Origin of the sequence: Ruminococcus sp. CAG:379 (assembly GCF_000434255.1) — a bacterium.
GTDB lineage: Bacteria > Bacillota > Clostridia > Oscillospirales > Ruminococcaceae > Ruminococcus_F > Ruminococcus_F champanellensis.
In genome coordinates, this window is the sequence record NZ_FR894922.1 from 9747 (window position 1) to 11206 (window position 1460).

2 protein-coding genes are annotated in these 1460 nt (G+C 54.7%); one reads left to right on the plus strand and one right to left on the minus strand.

Translation table 11 applies throughout. The annotated features are described in order from the left end of the window. Window positions 1-54: 54 nt before the first annotated feature. A complete protein-coding gene (locus tag QVO51_RS09460; RefSeq protein ID WP_022358199.1) occupies window positions 55-720 on the plus strand; it encodes an ABC transporter ATP-binding protein in 666 nt (221 codons plus the stop codon). 345 nt (window positions 721-1065) lie between these two features. Here the strand turns inward: QVO51_RS09460 and QVO51_RS09465 are convergent. Beyond that, a partial coding sequence (locus QVO51_RS09465; protein WP_369677912.1) for an SPFH domain-containing protein occupies window positions 1066-1460 on the minus strand: 395 nt, incomplete at its 5' end.

Consider the following 1460-nt stretch of genomic DNA (forward strand, 5'->3'; position numbering starts at 1 on the left):
TAGATCCGGCTTTCGGACGTATCCTTTGCCTATGAGGGGGCGGACGCTCCACTGATGGAGCATCTGGAGCTGTCGGTGCCTGCATGCCGGGTGACAGCGCTGGTGGGACGCTCCGGTGCCGGGAAAAGCACTCTGGTGGATCTGATTACCGGCTTTCTGACCCCTTCCGCCGGACAGATCCGGATCGATGACACGCCCTTGACGCCGGAGCGCATGGACGCATGGCGCAAATGCATCAGCTATGTGCCCCAGGAGCCACTGCTGCTGAACGGTACCGTCCGGGAAAACATCCTTCGGTTCCATCCGGAGCTGACCGAGGAGCAGCTGATCCGGGCGTTGCAGCGTGCCCAGGCATGGGACTTTGTACAGAGGCTGCCCCAGGGGATGGATACCTTTGTAGGGGATCGGGGAGTGCGGCTGTCCGGGGGAGAGCGACAGCGGATCGTGCTTGCCCGGGCATTGGCTTCGGATCCGGCACTGCTGGTGCTGGACGAAGCTACCGCATCCCTGGACTATGAAAACGAATATCTCATCCGGCAGGTGCTGCGGAATCTGGACAAGCATATCACCGTGCTGCTGATTGCCCATCGGATCAGCACCATCCGCAGTGCGGATCATGTCATCGTGGTGGAAAACGGGAAGATTCAGCAACAGGGCAGCTTTGCAGAGCTGCTTGCCCAGCCGGACAGCTATCTTGCCCGGATGCTGGAAATGGAGTAAGCATGGAACAAAATCTAACCACCGGCAGTGTATGCAAAAGCGTTGTCTTTTTCTCAGTGAACCATAGTCGATGGTGGATGAACTAGGTCGTGTTGACATTAAGCCTAACAACGCATCTTTTCAGCAAAATTTCACGCATCCTGCGTTAAGGCAACAGCATGCCTGCGACTTTTTGCATTGTCTATGTAAAATTTATGCTCGAAAATCTGCATATTATCTTAGTGTCAACACGCCCTACTAAAAGCGAAACAGGCATGACCGAAATCATGCCTGTTCCAAGAAATTTGATTTTTTCTGTCTCACCAGCAGAGAACCTTGCTCCTCCGGCTTTTGCTGTACCTGCTATTACTGTTCCTTGATGATTTCCTTGAGACTGCCAGCCATGCCTGCCAGCCCCTGGATCTCGCTGGGGATGATCAGCTTGGTTGCCTTGCCATCCGCTGCCTTTGCAAATGCCTCCAGGGATTTCAGCTTGATGACCTGATCGTTGGGGGCTGCCTGGTTCAGCTTTACGATACTGTCCGCCAGCGCCTTCTGTACCATTTCAATTGCCTGGGCTTCACCGGTTGCCTCCAGAACCTTCTGTTCCCGGACAGCGTCCGCACGGAGGATCAGCGCCTGCTTTTCTGCCTCAGCCTTGAGAATCTCGGACTGCTTTTCTGCTTCAGCCTTCAGGATCTTGGATTCCTTCTCACCTTCTGCAACCAGAATCTGGGACTTCTTTTCGCCCTCTGCCTGGA

What these genes read in the sequence shown, in the direction of transcription:
- QVO51_RS09460 (WP_022358199.1), top strand. Translation starts at nt 55, where the DNA reads ATGGAGCATCTGGAGCTGTCGGTGCCTGCATGCCGGGTGACAGCGCTG.